The organism is Modicisalibacter muralis (genome assembly GCF_900102945.1).
In the GTDB taxonomy this organism is placed as follows: domain Bacteria; phylum Pseudomonadota; class Gammaproteobacteria; order Pseudomonadales; family Halomonadaceae; genus Modicisalibacter; species Modicisalibacter muralis.
Map to the genome: position 1 here is coordinate 182411 of NZ_FNGI01000006.1, position 12882 is coordinate 195292.

Sequence of the window (12882 nt, forward strand, 5' to 3'; positions counted from 1 at the left end):
TCGTCAGTACGATCAGGCATGCAGCCAATCGATCAATTCGGGAAAGGTGTCAGCGGCGAAAACAGGCTCGCATGCGTGCAGGCGCTCCCGAGCATGCACGCCGTATGTGACGGCGATACGATCCATGCCCAGTGCGCGGGCCATTTCCAGGTCGTATTCGGTATCGCCGATCATCAGTGCCTCGTCGACGCCGATGCCGGTTTCGGCAAGCAACTCCTCGAGCATGCGTGGGTGCGGCTTGGAAAGCGTTTCGTCGGCGGTGCGGCTGGCATGAAACCAGGCGCCGCTGCCGGTAGCCCCGAACACCCGATCGAGGCCGCGCCGACTCTTGCCGGTAGCCACCGCCAGGCGTGTTCGCGGGTTATCGCGCAGCCGCTGGATGCCTGCTTCGACACCCTCAAAGAACGTCATCGGTGTTTGATCGGCGGCTGAAAAGTGCCGCGAATAATGCAAGCGTAGCGCTTCGGCCTGATCGTCGGCCATCCCCGGACACATTCGCGCGATCGCTTCGGGCAGCCCCAAACCGATGATATCGCGCACGCACGCAGGACTTAGATCCGGCCAACCGACGTCACGCGCCGCCGCTTGCATGCAGGCAACGATGCGCGCCTCGGAATCCATCAAGGTGCCATCCCAATCGAAAATCAGCAGTCGATAGCGCATTCAGCCTCCAGCCTATTCATTTCACGACGCGCGAGCACGCGCCAGCGCGGACTCCAGCTCTTCACCGAGCGGCGCCTTGATCTGCACGGGGCGACCACTATTGGGCTCGGGAAAGCTCAGCGAGGCCGCATGCAGAAACAGGCGCTCCAGGCCCAGTCGGGCCGCTTGACGCTGACCTTCGCGGCTGCCGTATTTGTCGTCTCCCAGCAAGCCATGGCCGGCATGCGCGGCATGCACGCGAATCTGGTGGGTACGGCCGGTCACCGGCTCGGCCTCGATCAACGTGACGTTGGGGAAACTCTCGCGCACCGCAAAGCGCGTGCGCGCGACCTTGCCATTGGCATCGACCCGCACCCGGCGCTCGCCATTGCCGGCCTCGAAACGATCCAGGCGAGCACTGACGAAATCGCGCCGCGCCGGCCAGCGCCCTTCCACCAGCGCCAGGTAGCGCTTGTCCATTTGGTGCTGTTTGAGCGCCGTATTGAGCGTGACCAGCGCCGTGCGTGATTTGGCCAGCAGCAGGCAACCCGACGTGTCGCGATCCAGGCGGTGTACCAATTCGAGAAAGTCCAGGTCCTCGCGCACTTGGCGCAGAGCCTCGATCAAGCCGATCTTCACGCCACTGCCGCCATGCACCGCCAGCCCCGAAGGCTTATTGATAACCAACCAGTCGGGACCTTCCACCAGCACGCTACCAGCCAGTAAATTGCGCAGGTTGTCGCTGACCTCGCGCACCGCCTCCTCGGGCGCCAGACGCAGCGGCGGAATACGTACCAGGTCGCCGAATTCCAGACGATAATCGGGCTTGATGCGTTTCTTGTTCACCCGCACCTCGCCCTTGCGCACGATGCGATAGATCAACGCCTTGGGAGCGCCTTTCAGGCGCGTGCGCAAGAAGTTGTCGATGCGCTGTCCAGCCTGGGCATCGGTGATTTCCACCCATTGGACTTCGCGACCTTCGGCCATGCACTCTTCCTCGAACGGACTTGGCAAAAGGCGCATTCTATCGCACTGAGCGACGACCCGCGCCAATTGCTGACGTGCCGCTTTACTGATATATTCCGAACTCGCTCCAATGGGAATGAATGCCCGATTTTTTGCGCCTGCACGACACGCACGCAGGCCCGAGCGACGAATACGGCGACAAGGCTTGGGTTTGACTCTCATGCCTTGCCGCCAAAGCAGCAGAAACGACGTTACGCCACGCCCGGGCCCCAGGCCGATCCCACCCAAAACGGACGGTCCATAGCGCCACGGGGAATATCAATACCGTGCCGGTGGCCGGCGTCGACGAATCGAACAATGCCAGGTGTCTGGCGGTAGTCCGCAGGGCCGGACGGGAATCGAACAGTCCCGCCGAAACATGTCCTGCCACCGCCGCGTACTCAACATGATCCAGCAGCGCCCGCCCTCTTGGGTCTGGCGTTGATGACGCATTCACGACATGCGCTGAGCACAGCACGAAGCACGACGCGGTTCGCCGTCGCCGACGCAATTGCAGCGGCCGCCCTCCGGCGCGCCACACTCAGCGAGACACTATGAAACGGATGCTCATCAATGCGACCCAGCCCGAAGAGCTGCGCGTCGCGCTGGTCGATGGACAACGCCTTTACGATCTGGATATCGAATCCGGCGCCAGGGAACAGAAGAAAGCCAATATCTACCGCGGCAAGATCACCCGCGTCGAACCCTCCCTGGAAGCCGCCTTCGTCGATTTCGGCGCCGACCGCCACGGCTTCTTGCCGCTCAAGGAAATCTCCCGCGAATATTTCACCAAGGAGCCTTCCGGCCGCATCAACATCAAGGAAGTGATCAAGGAAGGCCAGGAAGTCATCGTTCAGGTCGACAAGGAAGAACGCGGCAACAAGGGCGCCGCCCTGACCACGTTTATCAGCCTGGCCGGGCGCTTTTTGGTGCTGATGCCCAACAACCCTCGCGCCGGGGGTATTTCACGCCGCATCGAGGGTGAAGAGCGCGCCCAACTCAAGGACGCCATGAGCCAGCTCACGCTGCCCGACAAGATGGGCGTGATCGTGCGCACGGCCGGCATCGGTCGCAGTGCCGAAGAGCTGCAGTGGGACATGGACTATCTGGTCCAGGTATGGGAAGCGATCACCGAGGAAGCCGGCAAGCGTTCGGCGCCGTTCCTCATCTATCGCGAATCCAACGTCATCATTCGCGCCATGCGCGACTACCTGCGCCAGGACATCGGCGAGGTGCTGATCGACAATCCCGAGGTGCATCAGGAGGCGCTCGGTTTCATTCGCCAGGTGATGCCCTCCTACCAGCAGAAGATCAAGCTCTACGCCGACGACGTGCCGCTATTCTCGCGCTTTCAGATCGAGAGCCAGATCGAAACCGCTTATCAGCGTGAAGTGAAGCTGCCTTCGGGCGGCGCGGTGGTCATCGACCACACCGAGGCGCTGGTTTCCATCGATATCAACTCGGCGCGCGCCACGCGTGGCAGCGACATCGAGGAAACCGCGCTGCAGACCAATCTCGAAGCGGCCGACGAGATCGCTCGCCAGTTGCGCCTGCGTGACATTGGCGGACTAGTGGTGATCGACTTCATCGACATGTCGCCGGCGCGCAACCAGCGCGACGTCGAGAACCGTATGCGCGACGCGCTCAAGCTCGACCGCGCGCGCGTGCAGATCGGGCGTATCTCGCGTTTCGGCCTGATGGAAATGTCCCGCCAGCGCCTGCGCCCTTCGCTGGGCGAAACCAGTGGCGTGGTTTGCCCGCGCTGCGACGGCCAAGGTACCATCCGTGACATACGTTCATTGTCACTCTCGGTCATGCGCCTGATCGAAGAAGAGGCCATGAAGGAGCGCAGCGCGCACATTCGCGCCATCCTGCCGGTACCGGTAGCGACCTATCTGCTCAACGAGAAGCGCGCCAGCCTGGTCGACATCGAGCGCCGCCAGGATGTCCGCGTCATCATGCTGCCCAACCCCGAGATGGATACGCCGCACTACGACGTGCAGCGCCTGCGCGACGACCATCTCAATGACGAGGACAGCGACAAGCCCAGCTTTGAGCTGTCCACCGAGACCGAGGTCGGCAAGGAGCCCGATTCGGCGTTCGCCAAGCCCGTGCAACGCGCCGAAGCCGCGGTCAAGACCGTGAGCCACAGCGCGCCGGCACCGGATTCATTGCAGAAGCCGGTCGAAGCCCGCAAGCCCGCGACTGTCGAAGCCGACGGCGCCTCTCCGGGCGTGCTGACACTGTTCAAAGGCTTCTTTGGCAAGCTGCTGGGTGGCGACGAGCAAACGCCCTCCTCCGATACCGACAAGGAGCGTGGGCGTCGCACGAGCGGCCCTAGCCAGCGCCAGGGCGCGGCACCGCGCGACGGCGGCGAATCACGTGGCGAGCGCGGCGGACGTAGCGGTGGCAACCGCCGCCGGCGTGACGACAAGCGCGAAGAACAGCGTGACGATCGGCGCGCACCGCGCGGCAACCGCTCGGAGACTGATAGCCGCACCGCCACCAAGGACAACCGCCCCGCCAAGAGCGAAGGCAAGCCGGCTCAGCGCGGCAAGTCTCGCCAGGAAGAAACCGCACAGAAACCGGAGCGAGCCGAGAAGGCCGAACGGGCCCAGAAGGCCGATACCAAACCGCGCCGCGACGAAACCAAGGGCAGCGCCAAACCCCAGCCCGAAGAACAGGCCAAGGCACCGACCGAGACCGACGGCAAGCCCAAGCGCACGCGCAACAACCCGCGCCAGCGCAGCCGCAAGCACGCCTTGAATCCTCAGGCCGCCGCCGAGCAGGCGCGTTTGCAGGCCGAAGCCAGCGCCGAGCCGCCTGCCCCGGTCGCCGAAGTGGCAGCGGAAAAGCCCGAGCCCGAACTCAAGAGCGTGGCAAAGGCCGAACGCAAGCCCGAGCAGCCTGAGCCTGCCGATAACGGCGAAACCGCGGATCGCGCGGCCTTTGCCCAGCGCCAGGAAACACCGCAAGCATCTGCCGAGCAGACTCTTGCTGAAACGCCTGAAGCACAACCCGCCGCGGCCCAGCCCTCGGAAGGCACGAGCGAAGGGGCCAGGCAACAGGCCGACGAGTCGTCTGTGGTCGAGAATGCCGAAACCGAAGCACCGAGCGCTGCCGCCAAGCCCGAGAAAAAACCGGCCAGGGCGAGAAAGCGTGAAGCCACGGCCAAGCCGGTTTCAACGGCAGCACAAGGCGACGACGCAAAGGCCCAGGATGCGCCCGGGAAGGCCGCCGTGAAAGCGAAAGCCCCGGCGGCTAATACCGAGCCCGCAACCGACGAGCCCGCAGCGAATGCCCAACCGGCCCAGGCTCCGCAACCGCCCAAGCTGTATGGCGCGGAACCGGCGCCGGAAGCACCGGCTGACACTAACGCCGAACACACCACGCCTGCCGAGTCCGCTCAAGTCGACGCCCGCACTGGGCAGGAAGCGGCGCAAAAGCCCGAATCCGCCAAGCCCAGCGCCGAGCCGGAACAAGCCGCAAGCGCGACAGACGAGACCGAGAAGGCGAGTAAACCGGCGAGCAACGATGCCGCGCCGGCAACCCGTCGTCGCCGTGCTCGTCGAGCCCATAACGATCCGCGCGAGAAGCACCGGCATAGCCAGGCCGAAGACGGCCACTGAGTTTACGGTCGGGTTTTACGATCGAGCTTTACGGTCAGCTACACCGCACGCCCGCGAGTCCCAGGACTCGCGGGCGTTGTGTTTTGAGCCATGTGCTAACTTCGACGTTCGAGAAATGGGCCTCACCTCCTTTGGTCGAATATCAAATTTATTTTCAATGACTGTGCGAGCGGGCACTGCTACAAGGATTGCAACCTGGTTGAAAGATTTTTCCAGGAAATCAAGCAGGCGGGCGACGCGTGACCGGTTCGAGCGTGCCGCGCAACGCTTGGCTGCGCGCGAAGACTCTCTGTGGCATTCATCCGGAGGCACCATGACTGAGACCGCTCGCCAGCAAGGCGGACACATCCTGATTGACTCGTTGAAAGCCCAGGGCGTCGACCGGGTCTTCTGCATTCCCGGCGAAAGCTATCTTGCCGCGCTGGACGGGCTGTACGAGTCCGGGATCGATACGATCGTCGCCCGCAACGAAGGTGGTGCGGCCTTGATGGCCGAGGCTGACGGTAAGTTGACTGGAAAGCCAGGCATTGCATTTGTGACCCGAGGACCTGGCGCGACCAATGCTTCTTGCGGCGTGCATGTCGCGTTTCAGGATTCCACGCCAATGATCCTCTTCGTTGGCCAGGTCGCCAGCGGCCAACGGGATCGCGAAGCATTCCAGGAAGTGGACTATGGCGCCATGTTCGGCCCCCTGGCTAAGTGGGTAGCGACAATCGATCGTGTGGATCGCATTCCCGAGTACGTCAGTCATGCTTTCCATGTCGCGCAGAGCGGACGGCCAGGCCCGGTAGTGCTGGCCCTGCCAGAAGACATGTTGACATCAGCTTGCAACACAACAGTGGTGCCTTCGGCTGCTCTGCCCTCTGGCAAGGCATCGCAGGACGACATCGACGCGATCCTCGACCGCCTGTCGAAGGCTGATCGTCCGCTGGTGATCGTGGGAGGTGGTGGCTGGTCGGCCGCGGCGGCCGCGGCGCTTGGTCGGTTCGCCGAGAAAGCCGTGCTGCCCGTCGGGGCAGCGTTTCGATGCCAGGACTACCTCGATAACCGCCATCCCAATTATGTCGGCGATATCGGCATTGGTATCAATCCCACCCTGGCTAACCGGGTACGAGAAGCCGATGTCATCCTCTCGTTAGGTGCCCGTTTGGGTGAGATGACCACCAGTGGATATACCCTTGTGACGCCGCCGATACCGCGACAAGCGTTGATTCACGTCCATAGCGATCCCTCCGAGATTGGTCGGGTCTACCGTCCACAACTGGCTGTCATCGCCAATGCAGGCGCGCTGGTTCAACAACTGGCTGACCTCGCGTACGCACCCCTAGCAAGCCGGGACGAATGGGTTCGCATGGCGCGAGCGGATTACGAGCAGTGGCAGCAACCGCAGGAAACGCCGGGCAGCCTACGGATGGAGCAAGTAATCACCAGGCTCAACGAAGTGCTCGATGATGATGCGATCATGACCAATGGCGCGGGCAATTATTCGGCGTGGCTGCATCGCTATTACCGTTACCGTGGCTGGCGAACGCAGCTGGCTCCCACCTCGGGTTCGATGGGCTATGGTTTACCAGCCGCGGTTGCCGCAAAGCTGCGCCACCCTGATCGCGATGTGATCTGCCTCGCCGGAGACGGCTGCTTTCAGATGGTTGCGCAGGAATTTGGAACTGCTTGCCAATATGGTGCCAATGTTATCGTTCTGGTATCGAACAACGGCATGTACGGAACGATCCGGATGCATCAAGAACGACATTATCCTGGTCGACCCTCAGGCACGCAAATGACGAACCCTGATTTTGCCGCACTTGCCCGCGCCTATGGTGCCCATGGCGCAACTGTGACTAACGACGAGGATTTCCTGGACGCATTCGAGGAGGCCCGGAAAGCGGGCAAACCGGCCATTCTCGATTTGAGAGTGTCGCCGGAGGCCCTGTCACCAAAACTCCACCTCACCGGAAGAGCTTGAGTATACTCGGCGATTTCTCGTAACCGCTCCCTTCCACGTCTCATTCGTTCAGGAATGAACGCGGGACACGGTTTTCGAGATTTCAGCTCAACTTAATTCGCGACGGTTGATGAACGCCGTCAGCACCCGGATCAAATAATCCGGGTCCCTGCTACCGGCTGTCTCGCGTATCGAATGCATGCCCCATTGCGCCACGCCGACATCCAGCGTAGGAATGCCCAGTTCAGCCGCGGTGATCGGCCCGATCGTACTGCCGCATGCCATGTCGGCACGCGAGACGAACGTCTGCGACGACACCCCCACCTCGCGACACAGATCGCGAAACAACGCGGCGGTGGCGCTGGTGGTGGCATAACGCTGGTTGGCATTGATCTTGACCACCGGCCCGCCATTGATCGCGGGCCCATGGGCCGCGTCGTGCTTGTCGGGGAAATTGGGGTGCAGCGCATGAGCATTGTCGCAGGAGATCAGCCGCGACGCCTGCAGCAACCGGAACCAGCTCTCCTCGCCGTCGCCTTCATGCGCATTATCGAACTGCGCATGCACCCGGCGCAGCACATCCGCCAGAAACGGCCCCTGCGCGCCACAGGTACTGGCACTACCCACCTCTTCATGATCGTTGGCCACCAGTACCGCGCCCTGGGTCCCATCGCTATCGAGCAAGGCTTCCATGCCGATGAAGCAGGACAACAAGTTGTCGAGACGCGCGCTACTGATCAGTTCCCCGTCGACACCGACCCGTCTCGGTGGCTGAGTATCATAGAGGCACAGCTCGAAATCGAGGATGTCGATGTCTTCCAAATCGTGCTGCTCGTAAAGCCAACGCTTGAGCAGTCGGTCGAAGTCCTTGCCCTCGCCGCCTTGCAGCAGTACCGGCGCCATCTGCGTCTGCGCATTGATGGCACGGCCATTGTTGGCTTCGCGATCGAGGTGGATGGCCAGGCTCGGCACGATCGCCACCGGGCGCTCGATATTGAGTAGCATGCCCTGCAGACGACCATCCGCGCGCCGCACATGCACGCGCCCGGCCAGACCCAAATCACGGTCGAACCACGGCGCCAGCAATGCCCCGCCGTACACCTCCACCCCGAGTTGCAACCAATCGCGTCCGACAATCGCTGCATTCGGCTTGAGACGCAGGCCAGGACTATCGGTATGCGCACCGATCAGCCGCAATGCATCGAGCGGGCCTTCGGGTAGCTGCAAGGCGATCAACGACGAGTCATTGCGAGTCACCACGATACGCTCACCGGGGCTCAGGGCCCACGGCTGCGTCTCGTCGAGACGCCGAAAGCCTGTCTGCTCCAGGCGACGCGCCATATTCGCCGTAGCATGCCAAGGCGTCGGAGAAGACTGCAGAAATGTCAGTAATCGTTCTAAGGTAGGGTCGTAGGGCATGTTCGTCCTCTGGGAATCTATCCGGCTGGCCCGTTCGTAAACGACTAGAGGCCATTCGAAACGATCTTTTGTGTTTCAGTGAAACGTGATAGCTCGCAATTTAACGAAAAAGGCCGGGGCATATCTTAATTTTTCTTTCAATCGTTTAGTGTCATGTCTGACGGGCCGTTGGGGGTCTGTGTATGGCGACACAGGTGCTACAATGGCTAACCGGCATGCACAGCTCATACCGGTCATCTAGGGAACAGAGTGTACATGAAACCGGGAGTGCTTCATTGATGAGCCTGATTGCAGCCACTCGGCGCACGGTAGCCGTTTTACTACTGCTTGTGCTGTGTGCCCCGGCATTCGCCGGGATTAGCCCCACGGATGCCCAGCGCCAAGCCGCAGTCGATGTTGCCGAGTCATTGCGTTATGGCCACTATTCCGATATCGATCTCGACGACGAATGGTCACAACGGGCCTTCGAGCGCTTTCTCGACATTCTCGACTCACAGCGCGCCTATCTGCTCCAGCGAGACGTTGATGCCTTCACGGATCTCGCTACGTCTCTCGACGATGCGCTCAGCGAAGGACGGCTCGAAGGCGTCTATGCCTTGTATGGCCGCTACCATGAACGCCTGGAAGCACGCCTGAAATGGTTGATCGATCAGGTCGAGTCCGGTCTCGATTTCGATTACAGCGGTAACCAGCGCCTGGCGCTGGAGCGCGAGGACGAGCCTTGGGCCGGTAGCCCGTCAGCCTTGGACGAGCTATGGACCAAGCGCCTGAAGAACGCCGCCTTGTCGCTATCATTGAGCGACCAGACTCCCGAGGAAGTTCAGGACACGCTGCACGAGCGCTTCACAGGCCAGCTTTCGCGGCTGCGCCAGACCAACCCGGAGGACGTGCTGGATCTGTTCCTGGCGGCCGTCACCGGCACCATCGATCCACATACTGCGTACCTGTCGCCGCGCCAGAGCGAATCCTTCGATATCCAGATGCGCCTGTCACTGGAGGGTATCGGCGCCTTGCTGCAAAGCGAAGGCGAATACGTCAAGGTTGCCAGCCTGGTACCCGGCGGCCCAGCCGATAAAAGCGGCGTGTTGCAGCCGGCCGACCGGATCGTCGCCGTTGGCCAGGGTAAAGAAGGCCCGATGGTCAACGTGGTCGGCATGCGCCTCGATGATGTCGTGCAATTGATTCGTGGGCCCAAGGGCTCCACCGTGCGCCTGGATATCATCCCCGCCAAGGCGGTGGACGTCACCCAAACGCATGTCGTGAAGATCGTCCGTGACACCGTGAAGCTGGAGGATCAGGCGGCCAGCAGCGAAATAATCACCTTACAACGTGGCGATGGCGAACACCGTATCGGGGTCATCGACATTCCCACCTTCTATGTCGACTTCGACGCCTGGCAGGCTGGCGAGGAAGACTACCGCAGTACCACGCGCGATGTTGCCGAGGAGATCGTCAAACTCAAGAAAGCCAGTGTCGACGGCATCGTGCTCGATCTGCGCAATAATGGCGGTGGCGCCCTGCAGGAAGCCAATTCGCTGATCGGCCTGTTCATCGACCGCGGCCCCACCGTACAGGTTCGCGATGCGCGCGGTCGCATCAGCCTGTACGGCGACACCGATAGCGGCACGCTCTACGATGGCCCGCTGGCGGTACTGGTCAATCGCCTGTCGGCCTCCGCTTCCGAGATCCTCGCCGGCGCCATTCAGGATTACGGACGCGGCCTGATCATCGGCAGCCGCACCTTCGGCAAGGGCACGGTACAGACGCTCAACGAACTGAGCCACGGCCAGATCAAGCTGACTCGTGCCAAGTTCTACCGGATTTCCGGCGCAAGCACCCAGCATCGCGGCGTGCTGCCACACATCTTGTTCCCCAGCCTGGTCGACCCCGACCTGATCGGCGAGAGCAGTCTCGACAATGCTCTGCCATGGGATACCGTGCGCGCGGTTCAGTATCGCCAGTACGGTGAGCCCGAACGTTATCTGGAAACGCTCGAGGCACGTCACGAAGCGCGGATCGCCGAGAACCCCAATTTCGTCTACTTGGAGCGTCAGGCCGAGTTGATCGGGCAGCTGCGCGAGCAGCAGACGACCATCAGCCTCAACCGCGAACAGCGCAAGCGTGAAATGCAGGCCCAGGAAAACGAGCAACTGGCGCTGGAGAATCAGCGTCGCCGCGCCCTCGGGCTCGAACCGCTGGAAGACTGGGCGCAGGCACGTGAAGCGAACAACATCGAAGACCAAGACAATGTCGAGCCGGTCGACCGCGCCCAAGTGGTCGAAAGCGCCGAAATACTGCTCGACTATGCCCGCCTGATCGGCACCGCCTGAGTCCTCACCAGTTGCCCACGGTCCCGCCGTGGGTAACTTCGCTTGTGTTGCGCAACGCGGGATTACCTGCACGGCCAGAGAGTGTTCATGCTTCGATTCCTGCCTGCCAGATGGGCAACGTTCCTGCTGCTCTGTCTGATGGCGCTGGCAGGCACTGCCAACGCGCAAGAGGCGCCCTGTCCACAGTGGAACGAGACTCAAGCACGTCACGCACTCGATCGATTGCAGACGCGTATCGCCACCTGGGATCACGCCTACTACCGCCAGGGTCGGCGCCTGGTCGATGACGGCGTCTACGATGCCGCCAAGCGTCGCCAGGCCCACTGGCGCAGCTGTTTCGGGTTCGCACCTTCCTCGCCGCCAGCCACGGAACCGATCTCCGACGTACCGCTCACCCACCCGATTCCGCAGACCGGCCTGAATAAGGCCGATGATCGCCAGGCCATGGCGGACTGGTTGCAACACCACGCGGCGCACGCCTTGTGGATTCAGCCCAAGGTCGACGGCGTGGCGATCACTCTGGTTTATCGCCAGGGTGAGCTGACAGCGGCCATCAGCCGCGGCGATGGCGAGCGGGGTCAGAACTGGCTGGCCAAGGCCCGGCGCATCGACGCCATCCCCAAGCGACTGAGCGACGCGCCAGCACGCGTCGTACTGCAGGGCGAATTGTATCTTCGGCGTCCCGGCCATATCCAATCCGAGGATGGCACCGCCGGCGCGCGCGCCGCCGTGGTTGGCCTCATGGCCCGAGAACGGCTAACGACGCAAGCGGCAGCCACGATTGGATTATTCGTCTGGGATTGGCCCGACGGGCCTGCCAGCATGCTTGCCCGGCTCGAGCGGTTGGCCGGATGGGGGCTCACCGACTCACGCGAATACACGCGACCCGCCGACAGCCTGGCGGGCGTGGCCGAGCAGCGCCAGCACTGGTATCGCCACGAACTGCCCTTTGCCACCGATGGCGTGGTGGTACGTCAGGGCCAGCGCCCCGCTCCACGAACCTGGCAAGCCGAACCGCCGGATTGGGCCATCGCCTGGAAGCATCCGGCACAGCGCAGCCTGGCGCTGGTGACCGCCATCGAATTCAGCATCGGCCGCACCGGACGCATCACGCCGGTCGCTCATCTGGCACCCATCGAGTTGAACGATCGTACGGTAAGCCGCGTCAGCCTGGGCTCGCTGGCTCACTGGCGAGAACTCGACGTGCGCCCCGGCGATCAGGTGTCGATCCATCTTGCCGGAATGATCATTCCGCAGGTCGATGAGGTGACGCTGGCAGCCATCCCTCGCCCCGAACTAAGCGCTCCATCGACGGAGGACTACCATGAGTTGAGCTGCCTGACGCTCGGCGATGGCTGCCGGCAACAGTTCCTGGCCCGTCTCACCTGGCTATCCAGCGATCAGGGGCTCGACATGCCCGGCATCGCCGAAGGTAGCTGGCGTATCCTGGTCGAGGGTGGGCTGGTCGACGACCTCCTGGACTGGATGACTCTCGACATCGTCACACTGAAAGCGCTACCCGGTGTCGGAGCGCGACGCGCCCAGCAATGGCATGCCACCTTCCAGGCCGACCTTCGGCAGGCTCCGCTTACCTGGCTCCGCGCATTGGGGCTACCGCCGGTGCCATCAGACGCGCTGCTGGATGCCCGCGGGCATGTCGATCTAGCCCAGCTTCGCCAACGCAATTCCCCGGAGTGGCAACGACAACCCGGTATCGGGGAAACCCGAGCCGCTCAGCTCATGCAATTCTTCCATCATCCGACCATCGACGCCCTGCTTTCACGGCTTACCGAACGGGGTCTGCTACGCTAATAGCTAATAATCTTAGGACCGATCGTTATTTAGCGAGCACTGATAACGATTTCCTATAGTTAAGTAGCTGGCATCGCCACGGCGGTGTCGACAAGGACAT

General features: G+C 62.3%; 7 protein-coding genes. 4 read left to right on the forward strand and 3 right to left on the reverse strand.

The window, feature by feature from the left end; translation table 11 throughout:
* Positions 1-12: 12 nt before the first annotated feature.
* Together BLR92_RS12005 and rluC are read right to left on the reverse strand one after the other, a co-directional pair.
* Positions 13-663 carry an HAD-IA family hydrolase gene (locus tag BLR92_RS12005; protein ID WP_089728859.1) on the reverse strand — a complete coding sequence of 217 codons (651 nt, stop codon included), beginning with the start codon at positions 661-663 and terminating at the stop codon, positions 13-15.
* Positions 664-684: 21 nt separating this feature from the next.
* Positions 685-1629, reverse strand: coding sequence for a 23S rRNA pseudouridine(955/2504/2580) synthase RluC (gene rluC / locus BLR92_RS12010; protein WP_089728861.1), 945 nt, complete (start codon positions 1627-1629; stop codon positions 685-687).
* A gap of 572 nt (positions 1630-2201) precedes the next feature.
* Between rluC and rne the strand changes: the two genes are divergently transcribed.
* Positions 2202-5276, forward strand: coding sequence for a ribonuclease E (gene rne, locus BLR92_RS12015; RefSeq protein ID WP_089728863.1), 3075 nt, complete (start codon positions 2202-2204; stop codon positions 5274-5276).
* A gap of 313 nt (positions 5277-5589) precedes the next feature.
* On the forward strand, positions 5590-7242 hold the full coding sequence (locus tag BLR92_RS12020; RefSeq protein ID WP_089728865.1) for a thiamine pyrophosphate-binding protein: 1653 nt from the start codon (positions 5590-5592) through the stop codon (positions 7240-7242).
* A gap of 87 nt (positions 7243-7329) precedes the next feature.
* Here BLR92_RS12020 and BLR92_RS12025 read toward each other — a convergent pair whose 3' ends face one another.
* Positions 7330-8640 carry a M18 family aminopeptidase gene (locus BLR92_RS12025; RefSeq protein ID WP_089728867.1) on the reverse strand — a complete coding sequence of 437 codons (1311 nt, stop codon included), beginning with the start codon at positions 8638-8640 and terminating at the stop codon, positions 7330-7332.
* Positions 8641-8918: 278 nt separating this feature from the next.
* Here BLR92_RS12025 and BLR92_RS12030 point away from each other — a divergent pair, with 278 nt between their 5' ends.
* Together BLR92_RS12030 and ligB are read left to right on the forward strand one after the other, a co-directional pair.
* Entirely contained in the window at positions 8919-10970 is a 2052-nt protein-coding gene (locus BLR92_RS12030) for a carboxy terminal-processing peptidase (protein WP_089728869.1), read from the forward strand.
* An 87-nt stretch (positions 10971-11057) separates the two neighbouring features.
* On the forward strand, positions 11058-12782 hold the full coding sequence (ligB, locus tag BLR92_RS12035) for an NAD-dependent DNA ligase LigB (RefSeq protein ID WP_217636581.1): 1725 nt from the start codon (positions 11058-11060) through the stop codon (positions 12780-12782).
* The last annotated feature ends 100 nt before the right edge of the window (positions 12783-12882 follow it).